18 protein-coding genes are annotated in these 24,407 nt (G+C 48.0%); 9 read left to right on the forward strand and 9 right to left on the reverse strand.

Annotated elements, in window-relative coordinates:
• Positions 1-222 precede the first annotated feature (222 nt).
• On the forward strand, positions 223-1,194 hold the full coding sequence (locus tag MKY92_RS27970; protein ID WP_339301931.1) for an AraC family transcriptional regulator: 972 nt from the start codon (positions 223-225) through the stop codon (positions 1,192-1,194).
• On the opposite strand, the gene MKY92_RS27975 is transcribed toward MKY92_RS27970, so the two are convergent.
• Positions 1,164-1,793 (reverse strand): molybdenum cofactor guanylyltransferase, encoded by a 630-nt coding sequence (locus MKY92_RS27975; protein WP_339298363.1) that lies wholly within the window; start codon positions 1,791-1,793, stop codon positions 1,164-1,166. The genes MKY92_RS27970 and MKY92_RS27975 overlap by 31 nt on opposite strands.
• 162 nt (positions 1,794-1,955) lie before the next feature.
• Between MKY92_RS27975 and MKY92_RS27980 the strand changes: the two genes are divergently transcribed.
• On the forward strand, positions 1,956-3,149 hold the full coding sequence (locus tag MKY92_RS27980; RefSeq protein ID WP_339298364.1) for an MFS transporter: 1,194 nt from the start codon (positions 1,956-1,958) through the stop codon (positions 3,147-3,149).
• A 341-nt stretch (positions 3,150-3,490) separates the two neighbouring features.
• Here the strand turns inward: MKY92_RS27980 and MKY92_RS27985 are convergent, their stop codons facing one another.
• Positions 3,491-5,224, reverse strand: a complete 1,734-nt coding sequence (locus MKY92_RS27985; RefSeq protein ID WP_339298365.1) for a glutamine--tRNA ligase/YqeY domain fusion protein — start codon at positions 5,222-5,224, stop codon at positions 3,491-3,493.
• A 280-nt stretch (positions 5,225-5,504) separates the two neighbouring features.
• On the opposite strand from MKY92_RS27985, the gene MKY92_RS27990 reads away from it, so the two are divergent.
• Complete coding sequence (locus tag MKY92_RS27990; RefSeq protein ID WP_339301932.1) at positions 5,505-5,747, forward strand: DUF2164 domain-containing protein; 243 nt, start codon at positions 5,505-5,507, stop codon at positions 5,745-5,747.
• Between the two features lie 33 nt (positions 5,748-5,780).
• Positions 5,781-6,329 (forward strand): GNAT family protein, encoded by a 549-nt coding sequence (locus MKY92_RS27995; protein WP_339298366.1) that lies wholly within the window; start codon positions 5,781-5,783, stop codon positions 6,327-6,329.
• Between the two features lie 113 nt (positions 6,330-6,442).
• Here the strand turns inward: MKY92_RS27995 and MKY92_RS28000 are convergent, their stop codons facing one another.
• Positions 6,443-7,231 carry an SDR family oxidoreductase gene (locus MKY92_RS28000; RefSeq protein WP_339298367.1) on the reverse strand — a complete coding sequence of 263 codons (789 nt, stop codon included), beginning with the start codon at positions 7,229-7,231 and terminating at the stop codon, positions 6,443-6,445.
• A gap of 26 nt (positions 7,232-7,257) precedes the next feature.
• Positions 7,258-7,758, reverse strand: a complete 501-nt coding sequence (locus MKY92_RS28005; protein WP_339298368.1) for a GNAT family N-acetyltransferase — start codon at positions 7,756-7,758, stop codon at positions 7,258-7,260.
• A 267-nt stretch (positions 7,759-8,025) separates the two neighbouring features.
• On the opposite strand from MKY92_RS28005, the gene MKY92_RS28010 reads away from it, so the two are divergent.
• On the forward strand, positions 8,026-9,225 hold the full coding sequence (locus MKY92_RS28010; protein ID WP_339298369.1) for a methyltransferase domain-containing protein: 1,200 nt from the start codon (positions 8,026-8,028) through the stop codon (positions 9,223-9,225).
• A gap of 79 nt (positions 9,226-9,304) precedes the next feature.
• Here the strand turns inward: MKY92_RS28010 and MKY92_RS28015 are convergent, their stop codons facing one another.
• Together MKY92_RS28015 and MKY92_RS28020 are read right to left on the reverse strand one after the other, a co-directional pair.
• Positions 9,305-12,697, reverse strand: coding sequence for a cellobiose phosphorylase (locus MKY92_RS28015; RefSeq protein ID WP_339298370.1), 3,393 nt, complete (start codon positions 12,695-12,697; stop codon positions 9,305-9,307).
• Positions 12,698-12,858: 161 nt separating this feature from the next.
• Entirely contained in the window at positions 12,859-13,848 is a 990-nt protein-coding gene (locus MKY92_RS28020) for a LacI family DNA-binding transcriptional regulator (RefSeq protein ID WP_339298371.1), read from the reverse strand.
• 372 nt (positions 13,849-14,220) lie between these two features.
• Between MKY92_RS28020 and MKY92_RS28025 the strand changes: the two genes are divergently transcribed.
• The 4 genes from MKY92_RS28025 to MKY92_RS28040 all read left to right on the forward strand — a co-directional run bounded on the left by MKY92_RS28025 (position 14,221) and on the right by MKY92_RS28040 (position 19,306).
• On the forward strand, positions 14,221-14,466 hold the full coding sequence (locus MKY92_RS28025; protein WP_339298372.1) for a hypothetical protein: 246 nt from the start codon (positions 14,221-14,223) through the stop codon (positions 14,464-14,466).
• A gap of 101 nt (positions 14,467-14,567) precedes the next feature.
• Positions 14,568-16,214: an AraC family transcriptional regulator gene (locus tag MKY92_RS28030; protein ID WP_339298373.1), complete on the forward strand. Its 1,647-nt coding sequence runs from the start codon at positions 14,568-14,570 to the stop codon at positions 16,212-16,214.
• A 110-nt stretch (positions 16,215-16,324) separates the two neighbouring features.
• Positions 16,325-17,353, forward strand: a complete 1,029-nt coding sequence (locus MKY92_RS28035) for an iron-hydroxamate ABC transporter substrate-binding protein (protein ID WP_339298374.1) — start codon at positions 16,325-16,327, stop codon at positions 17,351-17,353.
• Between the two features lie 240 nt (positions 17,354-17,593).
• Positions 17,594-19,306: an ABC transporter ATP-binding protein gene (locus MKY92_RS28040; RefSeq protein ID WP_339298375.1), complete on the forward strand. Its 1,713-nt coding sequence runs from the start codon at positions 17,594-17,596 to the stop codon at positions 19,304-19,306.
• 296 nt (positions 19,307-19,602) lie between these two features.
• Here MKY92_RS28040 and MKY92_RS28045 read toward each other — a convergent pair whose 3' ends face one another.
• From MKY92_RS28045 to MKY92_RS28055, 3 genes are all read right to left on the reverse strand, one after another.
• Positions 19,603-20,907: an ABC transporter substrate-binding protein gene (locus MKY92_RS28045; RefSeq protein ID WP_339298376.1), complete on the reverse strand. Its 1,305-nt coding sequence runs from the start codon at positions 20,905-20,907 to the stop codon at positions 19,603-19,605.
• Entirely contained in the window at positions 20,886-22,661 is a 1,776-nt protein-coding gene (locus tag MKY92_RS28050; protein ID WP_339298377.1) for a sensor histidine kinase, read from the reverse strand. The genes MKY92_RS28045 and MKY92_RS28050 overlap by 22 nt, the downstream gene beginning before the upstream one ends.
• 92 nt (positions 22,662-22,753) lie before the next feature.
• Positions 22,754-24,403 (reverse strand): ABC transporter substrate-binding protein, encoded by a 1,650-nt coding sequence (locus MKY92_RS28055; RefSeq protein ID WP_339298378.1) that lies wholly within the window; start codon positions 24,401-24,403, stop codon positions 22,754-22,756.
• Positions 24,404-24,407 lie beyond the last annotated feature (4 nt).

Consider the following 24,407-nt stretch of genomic DNA (forward strand, 5'->3'; position numbering starts at 1 on the left):
ATATAATGTTCTTGACGTGTGCAAGAGTTGACATATTCCAATCCATAATGGTAGCGTTTACATTATTATGGGTCGAAGAACTTGGATTGTTCAGCAACCACTTCAAACGCTGATGCGTTCCATGGATCATCCATCCTTGCGTTAAACTGATTATAATGAAGTATACTACGGGTGCCGATTGTATAAGGCAAGTTGTTTTTACCCTTTTCCGAGGTGAATATGATGGATATCCGATCACAGCTCCGAGAAATGCCTCACCATACGTTGGCCCACTGGCTGCCTATTATCGACTGTAACATCAAATTTTATGGTGCGCACAGCCAACAAGTACCCTATGGATGGGCGATGCCGGAGGAATCACATCCGGGCTTTGAGATTATGTTGATCCTCGAAGGTACGCAGGAGAGTGTGATTCATGGTTATACCTATACCGTGGAGGAAGGTTCCATTCTTCTCATTCCTCCCGGGTTCAAACATACGAATCAATGTGTATCCACAGAAGGCATGACTTATTTTAGCGCTCACTTTAATGTGGATGATCCGGTCTTCACCCTGAAGCTGATGTCACAGCACAGCCGAATCTACGCAGCAGGTACGGCAGATAATAGGAAGATGCGTGTAGTGCTGGAGAGCTGGATGGGCATGATTAACATATCTGAGGCCTACACGTCCACCGATAAAATGATCATGCAGGCCCGCATGTTTGAACTGTTCGCCCTGTTGTCCCAAGCCGCTGACAATGAACCGGAGGCCACCACTTCCGTTGCTGCTTCACATGCACCAGCTCCAACAGCCATGCATTATGCAGGAGCTATTGCGGAGGCGATCAAACAGGCATTCCATGCCCAGCTTCGAACCAAGGAAGGCAGTGTATCCACGGTCAAAGTAGAGCAGATTATATCCTCGTTTGGCATCAGTCCGGGATATGGTCTACAGGTCTTTCGCAAGGTGTACGGGCGATCGCCCAGGGCTTACCTGTCCAGCTTGAAGTTGCAGGAGGCCAAAGTACTGATCGAACAGCCAGAGCTGTCGCTCGGGGAAATTGCGTGGAAGCTCGGTTACACCCATCTGTCCCATTTCAGCAGACAATTCAAACGTTGGACAGGCCAGAGCCCGCTTCAATATCGCAATCATCATGCAGATTCATCAGGTGATCCTGTATCCTACAGATCGGAATCGAGTCCAGAATCTTGATTACGGATACGCTCGTACTCTTCCGGCGTGTTCATATTACTCATTTGTATTGCTACTTGATGAACGCCCACTCTCTCAAGCTCTTCCGCTTCGACATAAAAGCAACCGATCTCTTCAAGCCATCGCATAACTCGAAGATGATCCTGGTTCAGACGCTGCTCCAGATCAGGGAGCACTCGTTTGTGGTAAGCCCCTGCAAGCGGGTGGATATGTCCATCTACGCGTGAAACGATAACAGCATAAGAGTTATGTGATTCGACCAGTTTTTTTATTCCATCAAAGAAAGACGTTTGCAGGAGCGGCATATCGCAGGCACATACCAGATTCCAGTCTGTATCGGAAGCTTCCAGCGCCGCTTGAAGACCGGCGAGTGGCCCCTTCCCGGGATAATGGTCCTGAACGCAGTCGTAGCCCATTGCACTATAGGTTGTCACATTGGGCCCGGCAGCCACGATGATACGGGATACGGCGGGTCTCATGGCCTTCGTGACATGTTGTAGTATAAGGGAACCATTCAGTTCCAGCATGGCTTTGTTGGTCCCCATGCGGCTGGATAGACCTCCTGCCAATATGATGCCTGTCCATTCCTTCGTGTTCATGTTGTTATCCTCCCTCCGATCACGATATGTGTATGACTGCATCAATTTCAAAACGTTCGCTATGCATTGAATCCCCTTTCAACAAATGATACATTGAACAATATGCATTTGAAAGGAATGGCTTAATTGGACAGACCTGCACCTTCAAGAGGCAATCCCTCATTGGTTTCTCTGAAACTATATAACTTTTTCATATATGGAGCCATCTCGGTCTTCGCCGGATTCCTGCAGCTTTACCTGCAAGAGATTGGCATGACCAAACTGGAGATTGGCAGTCTCATGGCGATTGGACCCTTTGTATCCTTGTTTGCCAACCCGTTCTGGGGTTTCTGGAGCGATAAATCTCGCAACATTCGCATCATTCTGATGATTATGATGGGAGGCACATTTGTGCTCGCCCAGGGTGTGTTCTATGCGCCCACTTATACATGGATCTATGTAGCCATGATTTTCTTTTATTTTTTTCAAAGTCCATTATTTGCTCAAACCAATAGCCTGATTCTCGGATATATCGATGGTACAACCCAAAAGTTTGGGTCATTCCGGCTCTGGGGTTCACTCGGTTGGGCGCTGACTGCTGTCGCTGCCGGACCGCTCATTGACCGTTTTGGCATCGGCAGTGTATCCATTATATTTGCATGTATGATTGCCACCGCCTTTGTATTATCCGTATTTCTACCCAGACAACCAATCGCTTCAGATACACCCGTGGTTACTTTTCGGCGGTTTGGCAAAGTCATGTTTAATCCGTATTTTATGGCATTTATCGGCCTGGGTGTACTCGTATCGGTGCCTAATGCCATGAACAGTACGTTTATGTCACTATATATTGTAGAAATGGGTGGTGACAAACAGATGGTCGGCTGGGCCATCTTCACCTCATCCATTCTCGAAGTCGGCGTATTCCTGCTGCTCGACCGCTTGCTCAAACGCAAAATGAGCATGCTCTTGGCATCTCTCATCCTGATCAGTGTGCTGTTTGCACTTCGCTGGCAGCTCATGGCACTGGCTAACAACCCGCTGGAGATTGTATTCATTCAGTTGATGCACTCCATTACGTTTGGTGGATACTTCTATGTGGGTACACAGCTGACCATGCTGTTCATTCCAAGACCTTACCGTTCCTCCGGTCAAGCGGTATATACAATGGCCTGGGGCGGTCTCTCCGGCGTCATTGCCGGTCTGTTCGGCGGCTGGTTGTTCCAGAGCTTCGGTGCGGAAATCATGTATAGCATTGGCGTATTCTTCTCGCTCATCGGCGCTGTCGGATTTAGCATCATGTGGTTATCGAATCGACGTAACGGCTATCAGCCGGTTGTATTGACGGAGATGGGTAATATGGATGAGGACAGATAATCATTTGTTTGAAAAAGTTGAAAGTTTCCACTGGAGCACTACGATGACAGAACAATCTTTCGATCGCTGTTATCACCAGATTTTTTTGATTCCCTTTCCCAAGGGTAAAATCCGGTGATAAAGGCGAACGCTCCGCTTCTCTAGCTTTGTTCTGTCCTCTCCGTTGGGTGTAAATAAAACGTTCAAACATTCAAACAAAAGATTAAGCATAGGTGGAGTAAAGAGAAAGGCGTCTCCAGGGGTTGTTGCCCTGGAGACGCCTTTTACATTTATAAATTTAAGTCTACAAGTTAGGCTTATATCTCTAACTTGTAGCATTGATCCTACGCCTTGACTTTACCTTACGCCTTCGGCAGTTGGAATGAGCTTTTCAGGGATACGACCCGGTTAAATACCGGACGTCCTGGCTCGGAATGTTTTGGATCTACACTGAAGTAACCGTGACGGAAGAATTGGAATTTATCCTGAGCATTCGCTTCCTTCATCTCTTGTTCCACATACCCATTAACAATCTCAAGGGAGTTCGGGTTCAATTGATCCAGGAACGTTTTCTCCGGTTGCTCTTCCACAACCTCAGTTTCTGCCCCGGCTACTGCCACTTCCACCTCTGCTTCCGGTGCTTCATCCAGAATCAATGGCTCGTACAGACGGAATTCGGCGGGTACCGCTTGAGTCGCTTCTACCCAGTGGATTGTTCCTTTGACTTTACGGCCAGTGAAGCCACTGCCGCTCTTTGTCTCCACATCATAGGTACAGTGAATCTCAGTTACATTGCCTTCTGCATCCTTGATCACATCATTACATTTGATGAAGTATGCATGTTTCAGACGAACTTCGTTGCCAGGGAACAAACGGAAGTATTTGTTCGGCGGATTCTCCATGAAATCGTCTTGTTCAATATAAATCTCACGAGAGAACGGAATTTGGCGATTGCCCATCTCTGGGTTCTCCACATTGTTCTCTGCTTCGAGCCATTCCACTTGCCCTTCAGGGTAGTTGGTAATAACCACTTTGAGCGGGTGCAGGACAGCCATCGTGCGCGGAGCTTTCAGTTTCAAGTCTTCACGTACAAAGTGCTCCAGCGTTTGCAGGTCGATAACCCCTTGACTCTTCGAAATGCCTGTCTCAAATACAAAGTCACGAATGGCTTCCGGTGTATATCCCCGGCGGCGCAGACCCGAAATCGTTGGCATGCGTGGATCATCCCATCCATCCACATGACCTTCGTCCACGAGCAGTTTCAGCTTCCGCTTGCTTGTCACCATCTGAGACAGGTTCAGGCGGCCAAATTCGTACTGACGTGGTTGGCTCTCCATCTCACATTCAGCGATAACCCAATCATAGAACGGGCGTTGATCCTCGAACTCCAGAGAGCAGAGGGAATGCGTTACACCTTCAATTGCATCTTCGAGCGGGTGAGCAAAGGCGTACATCGGATAGATACACCATTTGTCGCCCGTGTTATGATGGTGTGCATGTGAAATCCGGTAGATCACTGGATCGCGCAGGTTGATATTCGGTGCAGACATATCGATCTTGGCACGCAGCACTTTCTCTCCGTTCTTGAATTCGCCTGCACGCATACGTGTGAACAGGTCGAGATTCTCTTCAACCGAACGATCACGGTACGGGCTGTTCTTGCCCGGCTCCGTCAGCGTTCCGCGCATTGCACGGATTTCGTCGGCGCTTTGGTCGTCGATGTAGGCTTTTCCTTTTTTAATCAACAAGACAGCACGGTTGTACATCTCGTCAAAATAATCCGAGGCAAAACGTTTCTCGTTCCACTCGTATCCGAGCCATTTCACGTCTTCCTGAATCGATTGAACGTACTCGACATCTTCCTTGACCGGGTTCGTGTCATCAAAGCGCAGATTCGTTTTGCCGCCAAATTCGCCGCCCAGCGTAAAGTTAATCCAGATCGCCTTGGCATGGCCGATATGCAGATAACCGTTCGGTTCCGGAGGAAAACGGGTAATAACTTCCTGGACTTTCCCAGACCGGAGATCTTCGGTAATAATATTTTTGATAAAGTTAGGTGGGGTTGTACGATTGTCCACAGGTATCAAACCTTTCATGAATGGATTGGAGCCTTCGGGAATTGCAGCAATTCCGGCTATAATTCCTTAATAACGAAGTCATTTCCTGAAAAAAACTATTTTCTTGGAAAGTTTCGTACGCGTTTCATTTAAATATACCTTTAACGGGGGAGGAGTTCAATAAAGAACGGCACCAAAGTCAGGATCAGCCATGCATAAATAGGCCCAAAACCATTTTGACGGGTTCGCTCGAATCATGTAGCATGATAGTAAAAACAAATTAAAGGGAGGGTTTCCCATTCCATCGAACTCGCTTAAACTGACCAAAGAACAGCAGGATGAAGCCATTCGCACCATCCAGTCGTATTTCGAAGAGGAACGTGGCGAAGAACTGGGTGATCTGGCCGCTTGGGGTGTCCTCGACCTGTTCATGACACAGCTCGCTCCCTACATATATAATCAGGCACTCCGTGACGCACGCACAACAGTTAATCAACGCATGGCCTCGATGGAAGAAGACCTGTTTGCATTGGAGCAAAAGTTACCCAAGACTACCCGCTAATCCACTAATTTATAAAGAAAGAAGGTTGCATTCATGTTTACCTATTCATTGGATGAATATACCGAACTCCGGCCACTGGCCATGGAACATACCAAACCGCTGTTCGAACTGACAGATCGCTCGCGGGATCAACTGAGACATTGGTTGCCGTGGGTGGATCATGTGACAGAAGTAGAACACACCTCGCACTTTATTACCAACGCGTTAAAACAAGGTGCCGAGAATGGCGGATTCACCGCCGGAGTATGGTCAAAAGGGGATCTAGCCGGCGTCATCGGATTTCACGAGATTAACTGGACCAACCGCTCGGTGAGCATCGGATACTGGCTTGGCAAAGGTTTTGAAGGTCAAGGCTTGATGACAAGCGCTTGTCGCGTTCTGGTTGATTATGCACTGGTTACCTTGGATCTGAATCGCGTCGAGATTCGCTCGGCAACCAACAACAAACGAAGTCGCGCTATCCCAGAAAGACTCGGATTTGTTCTCGAAGGTGTCATTCGTCAGGCAGAGAAGCTGCCTAAAGGTTACGTGAACCATGCAGTATACGGCATGCTTCAGCATGAATGGGAACTTTTGCGCTAATTCGCCTACATAATAAATCAGGAGAGATCTCTCCCAACATACCGGCATAACAGGAATACCCTCTATCTCCACAGAATGTGGTGACAGAGGGTATTTTATTGTATCCATGACTTTTATAGTGCTCGGACCATGCCACCATCCACGATCAATGAGGTTCCGGTAATGTACGTATTGGCCCCGGATAACAGGAACACCACCGCTTTGGCAAACTCCTCTGGTTGACCATAACGTCCTAGTGGAATCTCTTTAAGGAATTGGTCAGATACCTCTTCCTCACTGATTCCGTTCTGCTCAGCCCGCGCTGCATCCAATTCACGAATACGATCTGTTGCAATACGTCCTGGTGCAACCGTGTTGATCAAAATTCCGTATGGAGCCAGCTCCTGGGATAACGTCTTCGCCAATCCAAACACGCCGGTACGGAACGTGTTGGACAGCACCAGACCCGGAATGGGCTGCTTCACCGAAGTTGAAGCGATATTCACAATGTGGCCTCCGCTTTCTTTCATATAAGGAAGAGCACCGCGAATCAGCCTTACATAACTGAGTACATTTAATTCAAATGCACGCTCCCAATCTTCATCCGTTAGTGACTCAAATGAACCCGATGGTGGGCCACCCGAATTGTTCACCAGAATATCAATCTGCCCAAACAGCTCCGCTGTCTTGTGAATCAACGCCTCAATGTCTTCCTTACGTGTCACATCGGTTGCACAATATTCCACACGTCCGCCACCACCAAGCGCCAGAAGCTCCTGCTTCACGGCTGCGAGCTTTTCTTCGCTTCGGCTGGCAAGCATGACGTCAGCACCTTCTGCTGCCAATTGAGCGGCTACCGCTTTGCCCAGCCCTCGACTGGAAGCCAGCACCAATGCTTTTTTACCTTGAAGTCCCATGTCCATCGTTGTTCCTCCTTCTCAGCTAGTCTCTATTTGGTCTGGATAAAATAACCCATAAGAATATCGTCCACATACTTGCCTCCGATATAAAACTCGGACACCAGCCTGCCTTCCGTCACAAATCCACACTGTGTATAAAACGTGATGGCTCCCGGATTGCTGGATAGTACACGCAGCCTGAGCTTGCGAACGCCATGTTGGGCCGCATGCTGCTTAATGGCATCCATCAAAGCTGTAGCTATGCCACAACGCCGATCATGAGGATGAACTGCAATATGAATCTCGTAGACATGACGGTTGACGGGCATACCTGTGGCTGGCTGAAAGCCCACATAACCACATACCCGCTCTCCCTGCACCGCAATCAATTGACTGCCTGGCGGGCAATGCTGCAGATATTGTTGTCTGGAACGCCATTGCATCGGTGCAGGAGAGGTGTATTTGTCCCATACCAGGGCATCCAACTCCATTAGCTGGGCTGCATCTTTAATCTCGGATGGACGAATCGTAAATGTATGGCTGGTAAGCATAATGATTCAACCTTTCGTGCTATAGTCGACAACGCTGTGCGTTACAACGTCGGGAAAGTTAAGAGAGTTAAGAACGTTGAGAAACTTAGGAATAGGAAGACATTGTTCGTTTACTTCACTATTTAAGTTTTTTGTTCTATATATTGTAGCATAGCCTCAGCTTTGACTAAAATTCCACTCGGTATTGAACCTTTTCGCAAAATGAAATAAACACTTAACCTTGCCGTAACGTCATGGTTTATACTGATTCGATAAGGAGGGGGATGCATGATGAACATCAAAGAGGCAGCAAGCAGGCTTGGTATATCGGCGAGAGCCATTCGTTTTTATGAGGAAAAAGGATTAATTCTCCCCGCCAAACAGTCCAGTAACGGGTATCGTACCTATACGGAGAATGATATCTGGCGGCTTCAGACCATTGCTGCGCTGCGTGAGATTGGCATGTCGCTACAGGATATTACACAAGCACTCGGAGAGATTGATCAAGGAAACCAGCAGCGGCTGGAAGAATATCTGGAACTGCAACAGGCCGTCATATATGCCCAGTGGATCGAGTTGAAACGTATGATGGATACAACCCAGCGCATGATTGACCTGAATCGTCAGGATAGTCCGTTGGATGTCAGCCATCTACACGATCTCGCGGACAGTGCCCGTCGCCTGCGCGAAGCCCGGCAGAACTGGCATGATCGGTGGAATTATGACACGCAGGCAGCCATCCACGATCAGCGAGTGCAGGCGGAAGGCAGAGTCAGTACTGAACACCCCAATTCAGAGGACAGGCATCATTCGGCCCAAGCCTCACCTATAAGCGATGAGAATGAAGTTGCACATCCACACCAGGATGCAGATCATTCCACGCAGAGCGACTCCAATGATACGGTACAGTCTTCCTTTTATCTGTATCACAACTATGACGAAGCGCTTGAACAGACAGCTCATTGGATCTCTCCCGCCCTTGGTGAGAAAGGACTCGATATTGGTACAGGCACAGGTAATCTGGCTGGGAAACTGCTACAGCGCGGCGCAGACATGACTGCAATCGACCAATCCCGGGAGATGCTACGCAGATGTCGTACCAAATATCCTGAGATGTATGTGAAACTTGGTAATTTTCTGGCGCTGCCTTTTACCGATCATTCCTTCGACTTTGTTGTATCCAGCTTTGCTTTCCATCATCTGAGTGCAGACCAGCAACTATTGGCTTTACAGGAGATGCAGCGGGTATTAACCTCGCGTGGACGTATCGGTCTAACCGATCTGATGTTTGTGGATGCTGCTCACCGTGAATCCTACATTCGGCAGGCCGAAACCACAGGACATGAGGAACAGCTGCGTGCCTTGCGCGAGCGTCACTTCCCTCTGCTGGGTGAGCTATGCGGCTGGTTAGAGCAGCAGGGCTACGTAACCAAGCATGTGCGGCATAATGAGCTGTTACATACGTTACTGGCGTTTCCACTGCGGTAAGCAATCATGAGCATATGCCAAAAAGGCCATCCCGCCTTGAATAAAGGAGGATGACCTTGGTGTACATCATGTTATGAAATTACATATAGATATCAACAACCGTACGCTCAGTTGCATTGCGTGCTTGTCTGAACTCATCAAGCGAGATGCTTACACCGCCCTGACGGTAACGGTTCGCTGTACGCTCGGTACGAATGTCCTTGCCGTTCACCGCTACACGGCTCACAGCACCTTCATTCAAGTGATAGATAAACGTCACTGGCTCACCTGCATACTCGAATTCGAATTGCATGCCGTTCAGCTCAGCTGGCAATACCGGGTCAATGACCAGATCCCCGCCCTCTTCACGAATGCCCAGTGCGTTGGAGATCAGCTGGTTCATGTAGATTCCAGGGCCGCTGGAGTAGATTCTCCATCCGCCTTTCACTTGTACAGTCCCTTTACGAAGCTGGTCAAAATGCTCCTGCGCCTCGTAACGCGTATTAAACTTGCCGTCCGAACTGCTGAAGTATGAGTTCGCTTGGCGAATCTCCGCGTTAGGTACAACCTCGCTGATACCAACCGGGTTGATCATCGCGAGACCATTCCACACCTGATCTGTCTTGCCGAGCTTCGCCATCGCTTCCACGTAACGGATATGGGCGTGCACATATTGCAAACCAATCTCACGTCCGAAGTTGGACGCTTGCTCTGCACGTTTAAAGTGTGTGCTTACACCACCAGCATATTGAGCTGGACGATTCATCAGACGCACGCCATCCGGGCACAGGAACTGCTCACGGATCAATGCGTAATGCGATTCTGCTTGCTCCGCGTTCAGCAATTCACCGATCATGCTGCGCGTCATTGGCAACAGACGATATTGAATGCCTGTCTCTGTGTCTGTTGGATGAAGCATCAGCTTCGCTTGGTCGGCTTCTTCCATGTATACAAAGCCTGGAATCACATCTGTGCCCAGCATGTAACGGTTAAAGTCCTCACGAATGCCTTGAGCTAGCACGTCAAGCTCCTGTGCAAAGTCCGCATCTTTGAATTTCAGCGCTTGCGAGAGCACGTTCACGGACTGATACGTCAATGCCACAGTCCAACTGCTCACCATGTATTGCTTCAACTGTGCATTGGCTGGTTGGAGCGTATCATCCCAGTCACCATCGCCGTAGGAAGACAGGAACGTTTCGTGCAGGAAGTGCGAACGGATATATTCGATCTCTTTTTTCGCGTGATCCAGTACAGTTGCCGTCTCTTCCGTGAACCCGAAGCTATGCTTGACGGTATAAGGTACTTTCTCATCCAGGATTGCATAGTCGCGAGTCGCTGTCAGGTAGTCCGCCAATACTTTCAACGGCCATACGATGATATCGCCATGGCTCTCTTCCTGTTGAATCGCAAAGTATTTATCAAACATGAACCATTGCGGCCAGTTGCCATCATCTTCATATTGGTGGGTATAAACCATTTTGATGATATCGCGAACTTGCTCATATTTTTGCGTTGCCATAAAGTACTCCACCGGACCTTGGCACACATCTCGTGTACCCCAAGCCGCGCCACCGTACTGCTCCAAACCGTGAGGCACAGAATAGTGAACCAGCATATTGTGGGTGTACCACCAAGCCAGCGCATTTACTTTGAACAGATCCTCTGCACTCTGACCTTCTCCACGGGACAAACGGAACCCGTTCATCACACCTGCGAAGAACTCGCGGTATGCCTGCACTTCCTCTTCAAACGTCAGGCTTGAACCTGCTACCACTCCGCTGTCCGCTTGACCTTCCAATACCCCTTGTACCTTCAGCGTCCATTCAGCACTCGCTTCCAGACTAAGCGTTACCAGAGATGCGGAACCACTGCGGATACCACTTGCCAGCAACGTTTCGTCTCCTACATTCACAGCTGCGCCGTCCACCGACATGCGGTATTGCAGATCTGGATACGTTCCTGCACTAATCGCTTGTGGATCAGCCTTGAAGATCAATGTATCGCCATCTTGCGTCATATGCAGCGGATACTCGTATTCATTCACATTCATCGTAATCTGGTTTGTTACCAGGTAACGGTATGCTGTGCCACTTGTGGAGCGTACGTTCATGCTCACTTCGGTGGTGTGTGCCCCTGTATAGTTCGTTACGATGATCGTATCGGATGCCGTTTTGTAGATCCAACGTACATAGTTGAAGCCAATTTCGAACAGGGAAGGCATCGTCAGCAGACGATATTGTCCGTCCATTTCCACATAGATGCGTTGTCCCGCCGTTTTCGGCACATTTAATGCATTGCGAGCATTACTGATCATTTTATTAAAATTGGTGTTACCAATAACGAGCTGTGAGTTGAAAATACCGTACATATACGACGTTGTCGTAATAACCTGTGCTCCAAGTTGCACATTGCCACCACTCATCAGAATGTGACCGTGCGGACGCTCTACGAGCAATTCTTTTGCTTTCAGAACGATATGTTCATAGCTGCCTGTGAAGAAGGATAACAGTTCCTCACCGCTGTGCTCTTCCTGATGACGATCAGGGAACAGATCATGAATCTCATCTTGCGTCAGATCGAGTGTTACCAGTGGTTCACCCAGGAAGGAGGACAGTTTCACCTGTTCCAACATGTTACCTTTCTCCACAGTCAGAGCCTGTACTTCATTCCATGCTGCAGTAACTTCATCCCCGAATTCCAGTGCAGAGATTCCTTCGGCATGATTAGGCTTCGCTAGTCCATAAAACACTACCTGTGCTTCTCCGTTCAGATTCAGCAGTTCAGATTGCAATGCCGTATAGGCAAATTCATACTGATATGTCTCATTTGCCAGCGTTGGGCGATTCAAGCTCTCTGGTTGATTCGTTTCCTTGTACGACAGACCGAAGAATTGGAATCCATCTGTGGAGTAACCGACTGCTTTCGTCAGGGAACCTTGTTGCATATAAGGAAATGCACCGCCCTGAGGCTGGTTTTGACGGGAGCACACCACATAACCTTTCGCTTCATCTTCAAACACTGTGTGGTCAATGTATTGTGACAGATAAGCCTCATTGCTGCGTACCGCACCCGGATCAGCAAGCCCTACATCCTGTCCGTATACCACGTCTACATTATGTTGTTGTCCTGTGAGCTTCACATCCCAGAACCAGACACCTTGCGGTGTAGCCGTAAATACAACCTGGTAGCCAATGCCTTTTTCGCTACCTTCCAGCTGGACTGTGCCCTCCCAGATCAACTGGTTGCTGGATTGTGCCTTGCTTGTAATTACCTTGCTATTCGAACGTACACCAAGCAGCGGGAACGAGCTAATTTTCTCTCCCTCATGCACACGTAGGTACAGGTTGTTCAAAGATCCATCAATCTGGTTGCTAAGCAACTGATTCAACATCGTTGTGCCGGATGTAGCCTGGTATAGGTCGCCACTGTTCAAAAAGGTAAAAGATAACTCTCCGGCACTTAACCGGATCGGTTCATTAATCATCGTTGTCATAAGGTTCACTCCTTGAATTAGTTAAAATCGAAACGTTTCGATAAATCTGAAAAAGAATAGGGGCCTCTTCAAACCGGCTTTTTACAGCCCGTCCGGACGATAACCCCATCATTAAACTTTTACTTCAGCATGCAGGCAGTTCTTTGTTGTTCAGACTCGGTCTAAACCGAACGTACAGAGCTGCGCTCGATCAAGTTAATCGTTAACGTATATGAAGGATCAACCGCTTCGCCATTGAGCATCTGGAATAACAGATGTCCAGCGAGCGACCCGGCTTCATGCTTCGGCTGGCGTATCGTTGTCAGCGGTGGATGCACATATTCGGACAACTGAATATCGTCAAAACCGATCACGGAAATATCATCCGGCACCGATACACCACGCTCTTCCAATGCCTTCAGGCCACCAATCGCCATCTCATCGTTACCGTAAAATACCGCTGAGGGAAGATCGCCTTGCATGATCATCATCTTGGTTGCGCTGTATCCGCCCTCACGTACAAAATTACCGTTCAGGCGCCATTTAGACTTTTCTTCAAATCCCGCTTCCCGCATCGCTCGCAGATACCCTTGGTAACGGAGCGCGTTGTCATACGAGTTGGATGGACCGCTGATATATGCAATCTTCTGATGTCCTGCCTGAATCAGGTGGCGGGTAGCAAGGTAACCGCCCTGCTCTCCATCCACCAGCACGTTGACCAGATGGTCACTCGACAGCTGACGATCCATCACAATGATCGGAAAACGAGGACCGGCAGACTCCACCAGAATATCATCATGAATGTTATGCGCCAGGATGATGGCTCCATCTACTCTTTTTTCACGCAAAAATCGCACTGCCGTTGAGTCCCGTCCACCCATGGAGCTGCACGCAATCAGGTCATACCCGTTCGCAAGTGCTACATCCTGTACACTACGGATCAACTCCGAGTAATACGGGCCCGACAGATCGGTCAGGATCAAAGCGATCGTGTTTGTCCGGCTCCGTTTCAGGTCCATGGCAAAGCCGTTCTTGCGGTAATTCAGTTCTCGTGCTGCCTCAAGCACTTTAGCCTTGGTCTTGGCACTAACCTTGCTATCCCCGCTCAGCGCATAGGAAGCAGTCGAGAGTGCTACACCTGCCAGCTTTGCCACATCCTTAATCGTTGCCATTCCACGTTCGCTCCTTCTAAACTATATATAAATTGAACTACAGGATATTTACACTGACCACTCCGATGACAGAACAACCTTCCGATCGCTGTTATCCCCAGATTTTTTGTTTCCCTTTTATAAAGGTGAAAATCCGGGGATAAAGGCGAACGCCTTGCTTCTTCAGGTTCTTTCTGCCCTCTCCGTTTTGTGTAAATGTTAGTTCAATTTATATAGAACAAATTCTAAGGTTATCTACATTCTATACGATACATGGTTAGAACAACCACTAAATCCTTCATTATCGTTTATTAATCTTTATACATATCATAGCGATGGATGTCAATCGAAACGTTTCGAGGTGTTCTCAAAAAAATCCTCGTTTCCATCCTTATGGGACCACGGTTGAATGCATCCGTTCCAGTCCGTACCATTAGTGATGGTCATGACACGTCTTTCAATCTGGCGCTCTATAAACAGTTCGTGCCTAATACAATGAAACTGGCAGTAAACGCCAGATTGAAACGTTTCGACATTTTCATTATAGTCGGTGTTGATAGCGATTTCAACCACTTTATCTATTTTTCACAGAAAAAGTCGAATTGTCCAATCTGTCCATCCACGTCACTCCGTTTATAGTATATACTGCATATTAGTCGAGATTCGAGAATTACGCCAGTATACAAAGGGCATGAGACGAATAATACCACTGCTGACTTATGTAAGGAGACAGTTATCTAATGAATATTTCCAAGCCTATTTACCATAAAAAATCGCTGTCCCGCCCCATTTCCTTGCAGAAGATTCAGTCCGTACCTGTTGCCCTCTTCAAACTGTGCCATCTGGTGCAGCTTCACGACCGCGAGGCATTCTCCCGCATAGATGAGATGTGGAACACACTTCACGTACTATACGTCATTACTGCTGGCCAGGCCAGGCTGATCAGTACAGAGGGTAAACTGACATTAAATGCAGGCTGTGCAGTCGTCCGACAAGCTGGAGGCCTGCTTCAGCACGAGAACAAGCGCGGCTCCCTGTCGCCAGTACAGGGCATTGCTATTGCTTTTGATTCCATTGAAAATGAACAGCTGTTCTGGCCGTTCGGGTTACCAGCTCCCATTGCGAGTCGTACGCTCACCGATCGGGCAGTAGAGCTGATTCAAGCAAGTTCAAAGGGCCATGATTCCAGTCCATTCAGGCCACATATGCTTTTCTATGAGTTACTGGATATTTTGCGGGATCATGCGGCTCATTCTGCTCATGAAGATCACTCCTGGCTCGATAACGTGCTCAGACATATCCATCAGATGTATACCCATCCGCTGACCCGCGAACAATTGGCACGGGATGCAAATGTGAGTCCTGAGCATTTTTCACGGGAGTTCAAGAAACATACAGGTCTTACGTTTGTTGAATATGTAACTCGTCTCAGAATCAGAATGGCTCAAGAACATCTGTTGTTCGCGAACCCTACGCTACAGGAGATTGCACAACTGACAGGCTACAGGGACACCTTCTATCTAAGCCGCAAATTCAAACAGATGGTTGGATCAGCACCAACACACTACCGGAAAATGCCCAAGAAAATTGTATCTTTGACTTATAATTATACGGCCTCACTTCTGGCACTGGGCCACACTCCCCACATGGGCGCCGTTGCCAGCTGGATGGAAGAAAAAATGGGGGAACATGGTCATGATGGTCATGAACCATTTGAGCAACATTCCGAATCTGAGCTGGTTAGACATACGGATCTGATTGCAAACGCTCAGCCCGATGTCATTATCGGATATGCACCGCATCCCGCTTCCGATGAACTACGTCTGATTGCACCGACCATTCTGATGCCCTTTGAGGAAATTGATTGGCAGGAGCAGCTTCTTCTTTTGGGCCGAATTACCGGGCTTGAGTCCAATGCCCAAACGTTGTTAGATCAATATCATCAACTTGAGCAAGAAGCCAATCATACGTTGGACCAACAGATGGCAGGAACACGAGGGTCCGCCGTTTGCATGTTTATGATTGGAGAAGACGGGGCTTATATCTACGGTCATGGCTGGGGCAGAGCTTCTCATGTGCTGTATCAATCGCTGGGCTTCACTCCACCCTCACGTATGGAGCAGGATGGGCAGTTACTCACGGGGTACGTCCATGTTCAGTTGTCGGAGATTCACTTGTATGCAGCAGATCACATGTTTGTCGCCTTCCCTGAGGAACTTGCCGAACGAGAAATGCTGGATAACCTGCTGAATCAGGAATCCTGGGGCACCCTCTCTGCCGTTCGTGAAGGACGTGTATACGAGATTGATGCCGACATGTTCTATGGATTCGATCCCTTGTCCGTTATGGAGCAGTTGCAGCATATCATGCGTCAATTCACATCATAATTGTCCATGCTGTAGTGATCATAGTTGTCCATGTACAAATATCATATCTTCCTCTATGTTATTAATGAGAATAATAATCATTATTGATTACACACAGGGGGAACAAAAATATGTTTGCTGCAAAAAAACGCTTTTCCGGCTTGCTTCTTATGCTCGCCATTATTATGATTCTGGCTGCATGTAGCAGCGGAACAGGCTCGACTGCCACTGAACAGACATCGGCAGCGGGAACCGAAACAACAACAGCCTCTTCCGAGATGAACACAGACACGTCGTCCGGTTCAGACAATTCAAACGCTACACGGATCTACAAGTCATTAAGCGGGGATGTTGAGATTCCGGCTGAACCGAAACGAATCGTTACCGATATGTACGTAAGTGATCTGCTCGCACTGGGTGTGAAACCCGTTGGGGCTGTTCAATATTATTTGGAAAACCCGTTCTATGCCGATCAGGTGGAGGGCATAGAGAGTATTGGTGATCGGGCGGCGGTATCCATGGAGAAGGTTATTGCCTTGAACCCGGATCTGATCATTACCTACTCTGATCAAGCCGAAGAGATTGAAAGTTATCAAAAAATCGCACCTACCGTGGTCATTCCGTATGGTACATTCACCAATGTACATGACGAAATTCGGGGATTCGGAGAGCTGATGAACAAATCCGAAGCAGCCGAAGCTTGGCTGAAAACGTACGATGAACGGATTGAAGCTGCTCGTGCTAAGGTGAAAACCGTCATCAAACCGGAGGAAACCTTCTCCATCCTTGAAGTATCCGACAAGAGTTATTATGGATATGGAGACAATTTTGGTCGAGGAGGACAAGCGGTCTACAGTGCTTTGCAACTTGCCCCACTCGAAATCACCAAAAAAGAACTGATGGGTGATACCCAATGGAAAGAGATTTCACGTGAAGTTGTTGGTGATTATGCAGGGGATCATATCTTCTTAACCGTTGGAGAGAACAATAAAAATTACCAAGGTGACTCCATCTGGCAATCCCTTCCGGCTGTGAAAAACAATCAGGTGTATGAGTTGCTGGAAGACCGTTACTGGTACTTCGACCCGATTGCAATTCAAGGACAGGCTGAGGAATTTGCCGATATGATCGTAGAACGTGCAGAGCAAAACCGTAAATAACATAAGCATGAATACAGGTGTCCGGATAGGCTAGGGCGCGTCTGAAAACTCCGAAGGAAGCAGATTTTGCCGAATTTTCGTTCCAAGCAAGAAAGTTTTCCGCAGGCGTGCCGGGGCACGTCAAGGGAAAGTGACGCAGCAGGGGGCGAAAAGGCGGTAAAAGATGCACTTCAGCGAGTTATGAGACACGCCCTAATAAGCCTGCTCGGGCATTTGTGTCATATCGAGGAGGACTTACATATGCTTCGCCGTTTTATGTCTTATTATCATCCTTACAAAAGACTCTTTATCTTGGACTTCTCCTGTGCCATCGCTGCCGCTCTGCTGGAGCTGGCCTTTCCACTGGCCGTTAACCGGGTGGTCGATCAACTGCTTCCGGCTGGCAATTGGTCCATGATCTTAGCGGCGTGTGTTGGATTGCTCGGCATCTACCTGCTCAGTTCCTTTTTCCATTATGCAGTGACCTATTGGGGCCACAAGCTTGGCATTAACATCGAATCCGATATGCGGCGTGAACTATTCCAGCGTGTACAGAAACAGTCCTTCCGCTTCTTCGATAACAATAAGACCGGGCATCTGGTCTCTCGTATGACCAACGATCTAATGGATATTGGTGAGATCGCGCATCACGGACCCGAGGACCTGTTCATTGCCCTCATGACACTCACCGGAGCTTTCGGGATTATGCTGGGGATCAACTGGCAGCTCGCTGTGATGACATTCATCATCGTGCCGCTGATGATCTACCTGTCGCTGTATTTCAGTCGCAAAATGTCCAAGGCGTTCAAGCGTATGTTTGCGGATATCGCCGATTATAATGCACGGGTCGAGAACAATGTGAGCGGCATCCGTGTGGTACAAGCTTTTGCCAATGAAAAACATGAAGTAGGACGTTTCGTTGAGAATAACGAACGTTTCCGGCTTACAAAACTGATCACCTACCGCATTATGGCCTGGAACTCTTCACTCAGTTTTATCCTGATGAAATTTGTATCGCTGTTTGTACTGGTATGTGGAACCTGGTTTGTCATTCAAGGCAGTATGACCTACGGGGAATTCATCGCTTTTGTGATGCTGTCCAATGTATTCCTCGGACCAATCGAGAAGATTAACTCTGTCATCGAGACGTATCCCAAAGGCATCGCCGGATTCAGACGTTACCTGGAGCTGCTTGAAGCTGTACCGGATGTAGAAGATACACCTCAGGCAAAACCAATTCCGGATGTCAAAGGGGATATCGCTTTCCATAACGTTACCTTTTCTTATGGAGAACACAAACCTACACTGTCTCAGGTTAATCTGGATATTCAAGCAGGCCAGACGGTTGCTCTGGTTGGACCTTCGGGCGGGGGAAAAACAACGCTATGCAGTCTGATCCCACGTTTCTACGATGTGGATGCAGGACATATTTCCATCGATGGAATTCCGGTGAAGGACATGACGCTGGAATCACTGCGCTCCCATATCGGGATTGTGCAGCAGGATATCTTCCTGTTTGATGGAACAATTCGTGAAAATATTGCATACGGCAAACTGAATGCTTCCGATGAGGAAATCTGGCAAGCCATTCGCAGGGCCCAACTGGAAGAGCTGGTACAATCCCAGCCAGATGGACTGGACACCATGATCGGTGAACGTGGCGTGAAATTGTCCGGCGGACAGAAGCAACGGTTGTCCATCGCAAGAATGATCCTGAAAAACCCACCTATTCTCATTTTGGATGAAGCTACATCCGCACTCGATACCGAGACGGAAGCCGCCATTCAGCTGGCGTTGTCCGAGCTGGCTCAAGGACGTACAACATTGGTGATTGCCCATCGACTGGCGACGATCAGACACGCCGATCGCATCGTGGTGGTGGAGAACGGCAGCGTAGCTGAACAAGGTAGCCATGAAGAACTGCTCGCGCGTAAAGGCTCATACAGCCGACTGCATCAAGCCCAGTTTGGTTAAAGGTAAGCTTAAAATCTATAAGTTAGTTCAATATATCAGTTGTACAAATAATCACTACAACAGCAAAACAACCTTCCCTCTGTCCTAGAGTGAAGGTTGTTTTATATTTACTATTCGTTATATAAATTGAACTACATATTTACACGAGAACGCAGAGGACAGAAATAACCTGAAGAAGCGGGAGCGTTCGCCTTTATCCCCGGATTTTCTCCTTTGAAAAAGGGAATCCAAAAAAACTGGGGATAACAGCGATCAGAAGGTTGTTCTGTCATCGGAGTGGCAAGTGTAACTAACGTTTAGTTCAATTTATATAACTGCCCTCCCAGTATTCCGTTCGCCCGTTCACGAAATTCCACCGCCGCCTGCTCAGGCGTAATTTTGCCAAACAGCAGAAGATCATACAACTCACGCAACACCGCAGTGACCTCGGGTGCACCTATGGGATCAGGCGGGTCCATCTGGCTGCTGTTATCGGCAACCCAATCAATATAATCAAACACCTGCGCCAGCTCCGGTTCAACCACCAGCTTCATCCGCTCTTTGACACTGGATGAGACAGGCACACCCCGCTCCCCTTTGAGCAGCAGATTGGCATCCAAATCATTCACAAAAAAGCTGATGAACTTGGCAGCTTCCTCCTTATGTCTGGAATTACCCGCCATGGAGAAAAACATGCCTGGCTTCAAGAACAATCCCTCCTGGCTGTTTGGCCCAGGCATTGGGGAGATGGTTAAGGGTTTGCCATAACGCTGAGCGGTGCTGATAAATTGGTTGGAATACCCCCAGCTAAACAAAGCCTCTCCCAGATAAAACGGGTCGTTATCAGGCTGGCCAATATCTGATGTCCAGATATCCGGTGCAAAAATAAGCTTGTTCTCCGCGAGCTGCTGCATCCTGCCAAAGTATTCAATAAACAACCCATCATCCTCATACCCCAAACTCTTGCCATCCTCAGCGTATAGCTTGGAACCATACTGTCTCAAGTAATACGCGAAAAACTGTTCCGGCGTGAAATAGGTTCCCAGATAGATGCCTTTCCCGAGTAATTGCTCGCCCATCCGGTCAAAGTCCGCCCATGTCCACGTCTCCGTTGGCAATTCAATATCATTGGCCTTCAACACTTCCGGATCATAGATGCTGAGCATGGCGTTAACCCCCAAACTGAGACCATAGGTTTTTCCATTCAGGCTACCACTCTCCAGCTGTTCCTTCTCAATATCTGTCGTGTCAATCAGCCCGCTCTGCATATAAGGCGTCATGTCTTCCAACAGTTGCAGCGAACTGTACTGGGACAGATAGGAGATGTCCATCTGGATAATGTCGGGCAACGCATTGCCTGCTGCATGTGGGGCAAGTTTTCTCCAGTATTCATTGAAACTGCTATATTCGTATTCGATGTTCACATGTGGATTCAACTTCTCATACAGGTCGATAACAGCTATCGTTGCATTGTTGCGAAACTCCCCACCCCACCAAGCGATTCGCAGCGTTATCGGCTCTTCTTCCACAATCATGCCTGGCCTTTGATCCAACTGGTTCACGCAGCCAGGAAGAGTCAGCATAAGGCAGAGCATGCCTATCATTCGCATCCATCTTCCCATAGCTTCTCCTCCTTACCTGGTGATGGGGGTGGCAGCAGCACCGTTACTCTCGTTCCATGCCCCGGCTTGCTCTCCAGCATAACATCATATTCTTCGCCAAAAGCCAGACGTACCCGCTCCCTGATATTCAGCAGACCAATACCTGTGCCTCTGGTTTTCACTTCACCGCGCAGCACCTGTTCCACATATTCGGGTTCCATGCCAGGACCGTGATCCTCCACGATAAGGGCCAGCTTGCCACCTGATATCTCGGCATACACTCGAATCAGACATGATCCAACCTGTGGTTCCAAACCGTATTGAATGGCATTCTCCAGTAGTGGCTGCAGGGTCAACTTGGGAATGGCACAACCCAGATAGGAAGCAGGCACATCCATACGGAAGTCCAATCGTTGCCGGAAACGGTAGGTCTGAATGGTGATGTAATGATTGACGATCTCCAGTTCTTCGGCAATGGTAATGATATTTTGCTTGAAGCTGATGGAGGAACGCAGCAAATATCCGAGTGACAGCACCATACTGGAGATTTGCTCCTGTCTGTTCTTTTTGGCGAGCCAATGGATCGAATCCAGCGCATTATACAGAAAGTGGGGATTGATCTGCGCCTGCAGCGCCTTAAACTCCGTTTCCTTAATGACCAGCTGGCTTGCATAATTTTCTTTGATCAATGTATTAATATGTGTAATCATCATTCGATACGTTCGCTGTAGTAACCCCAATTCATCCATGTGCTGGTGTGTTGGAATGGACAGATTGGCGTCCATATTCTCCAGATCGCCATACTGCACTTCCTTCATCTGACTGATGAGCTGCCTGATTGGCCTTGTCAGACTGCGTGCGAACACCATACCAAGTGCGAGAACAACCAGAATGGCGATAAGATAAACGACAATCAAACTATTTTTCAACCATATAATACGTTCAAAAATTTCATCATAAGAGGCCATATTATAGTAAACCCAGCCGGTGTAGGCGGATTTCTTCTGGGAAAGAAATATCTCCCTCCCATCCAGATTTTTGATCTCATATCCCCCACTGCCTGGAAGTGGATTCAGTCCGGCGGACACCGCTTCCGTTAGCTGGCGATATGGATAGACAACTTCACTGCCTGCTTTTAAAATAATGTCACTGTCCTGGCTATCGATGCCCGCATACTCCTCAACGAGTCGCTCGATATTAATACGCAGAAACAGTATGCCTACCGGTTCCAGGGTCATCGGTTCGTAAGCTCGCACCTGACGGACCATAACCAGCATCGGGTCATCGTCATCCGGGTATAACCAGCGTACTGCACCATTGGCCTGCTCCGCAGCCGCAATCATCCGATCATATTTTTCCTGGGATACGGTGAGTGTCTCGCCATATTTATTCACTCTTCCCCTGGAATCAATCAGATGAACGGACTGTACATAACGTGCAGCCCCACTGATATGCTCCCATAACCGATCCGTGATTTTCTTTCGTTCAATAAAGCTTGAATATGCGCTATCGTCATCCAACAACGACTTCAAAGCTCTTTGAATCTGTGTATCGGAGATCATATTTAATGATAACGCTTCCAACTTCTGAAGTTCAACATCCACTGTAGACGAAGAAAGGTTCAGAAGTCGGGACGACTTATCAAACAGCTGTTTGTCATAAACGGAGTACGTATAATACAAGGACCCAAACGCCAGGATGATGATAAACGCCATCATGAACATAATCATCAGAAACATTTTCATTTTGATGCTGAGTTTGCGGTAGGCTGTCATGACCAAAGCGCTCCTTTGAACCACGTGATACTACTAGGTATATCACATGCAGGAAGGTTTTCCCAAAGTTTTAGCGCTCGATTTCTCACGTGTTATTTGGACTGATATCGATCATAGGCAGCCTGATGAACCTCAATCGCCCGGTCAATGTCCATGCTCTTGATCGTTTCGGCCATCTTGTCAAATTCTGTGATTGGCTTCTGTCCGCTAATAATGGCAGTCATCGTTTCATTCAAATACGTATTCACCTGGCTCATGATGGACGTACTTGTAGTTACCTCATCTGTTGACAAACGAATTGGGGGAAGCGTTAATGCTGAGCTTGCTTTCATCCATTCCGCATTCGCCGCACGTTGTCCGTCGTCAAAAAGTAAGGCATCCAGGTAACGGCTATCCTGATTAATTGGACCGTCCATAATGGATAAGGCATAGGAAGCCAGTGCCTGGTCATACGTCAGACCGTTCGGATTATTAATGATGGTATCTGTGAATTTGACACCTTCCCCGTCACGAACATAGCTGTCATTTTCGATACCAAAGTTGAACAGATCACTACCCTCTTCGCTATAGTTGTAGTCCATCCACTGAACAATATATTTCAATTTGTCTTCGTCTGCGGATGCCGTAATGGCCTCACCATAACTTAGTACCTTATTCTCCAGATTGAAGGTAGCATAAGAAGTTCCATCCGGAGATACAGGCCACGGTACACCGGTCACGTTAAAGTTCGGATCCGTATCTCTCATCAGATTGAAGTATTTCCCCATGCCACTGAATACACCACCCTGATATGCACCTGCCAGATTGCTGGTAACCTTATAGTCGAATGCTTTGCCGTCATTGGTCATGATCTCGGGATCAATCAGCCCTTCCTTGTACCACTTGGCCATGGTCTCCAAGAAATCACGGTAGCCCGGCTGAATCGGTCCAAACTCCACCTTGTCTCCATTCATCTGGAAGCCGCCAATTACGCCAAAGGCCGCGGCAAAATCATGAAGCTTGGTCAGGTTACCCGGTCCCCAGTTTCCGGTGAATGGTAGCTCATCAGGCTTGCCGTTGCCGTTGGGGTCCTGTTCCTTGAATGCCTTAAGCACCGTATACCACTCATCGATGTTGGTAGGTACCTTAAGGTTCAATGCATCAAGCCAGTCCTGGCGCATAATTAAACCTGAAGTGGCATTCAGCTTCAATGCATCCAGCTTGAGCAGCGGGAACATATAGATCGTTCCATCGTCGAGTGCAATCTGTTTCTTCACATCCGGATCGGATTCAATAATCCGCTTTAAGTTCGGTGCATAACTGTCGATCAATTCATTCAGCCGGATGATGCGACCGTCTTTGATCATTTTTTCCGGTCCGCCAACGGCATCCGCCCAGTTATAATAAATGACGTCTGGAAGCTCCTTCGTGGAGATCAACAGATTGAACTGGTCACGCTGTTGTCCAAGCGGAGGATGTGTGAACTTCACTTTGATACCCGTCAGCTTCTCCTTTTCCTTATAAGCCGCCATATCGCCAAAATTGTTCAAGGAAGCCGTCAATTTGGCATCATTGGCGCGCCAGTAGTCAATGGTAAAAGGCTCACTTGTAATCGGTAGCGGAATCTCGGTCAACGCCTGAACCGCAGGTTCTGTTCCTTCTGCTGGCTCTGCGTTACCTGGTTCATTATCCCCCGTACAGCCCGCCAGTAAAGACATGGTAAGTAGCGATGACAAAAGGATGGACCCCATTCTTTTTTTCACGTAA

The sequence above is a fragment of the Paenibacillus sp. FSL R5-0623 genome, assembly GCF_037974265.1.
Lineage (GTDB): Bacteria > Bacillota > Bacilli > Paenibacillales > Paenibacillaceae > Paenibacillus.